General features: G+C 47.8%; 1 protein-coding gene. It reads left to right on the forward strand.

Features of this window, described 5'->3' with window-relative positions:
- Window positions 1-717: nicotinate phosphoribosyltransferase (pncB, locus tag R8O11_RS27620; protein WP_318194925.1), on the forward strand; the 717-nt coding region annotated here is incomplete at both ends.

Below are 717 nucleotides of genomic sequence, written 5' to 3' on the forward strand. Positions count from 1 at the left end.
GTTCGCTTTACTGAAGATGAAATTGCGTACATGAAGCGCGTTGCGCCGTACCTAAAGCCCGAGTTTGTCGAAGCGTTACGTCACTTCCGTTTTAACCCGCAAAGCGATGTCTCTTTCCATAACAAAACCATGTCGGATGGCTCAAGCCAGTTACGCATTACAATCAATGGCTTGTGGAAGGAAACCATTCTGTACGAAACCATCATCATGAGCATTGTGTCGGAAGTTCGCAGCCGTCAACGTTGGTCAGATATCCCGTTCGAGCAGTTCCAAACCGTATTGGAAGACAAAGTTCGCTATTTGAAAGCCGAACTAGAACGTCGCAACATTACTAACTTCAAATTCGCAGATATGTCGACGCGTCGCCGTTTCTCTTTTCAAGCGCAGCGCACCATGCTGGAGTACTTAAGCAAGGAATTGCCACAATGCTTGACGGGAACCAGTAACTACCATTTGGCGAGAGAGTTAGATCTTACCCCAATTGGCACGGTTGCTCACGAGTGGTTTATGGGCCATCAAGCGTTAGTAAACGTGCGTGATTCGCAGAAAATTGCCCTGCAACGTTGGCAAAAAATGTTTAATGGCGCACTGGGTATCGCACTGACGGATACCATCGGAATCGATGCATTTCTCAAAGACTTCGATGAAGAGTTGAGTCATGCGTACGTTGGCGTTCGTCACGACAGCGGTTGCCCATTCACTTGGGGCGAAAAGATG

It is taken from the genome of Vibrio sp. 1288, from assembly GCF_033344475.1.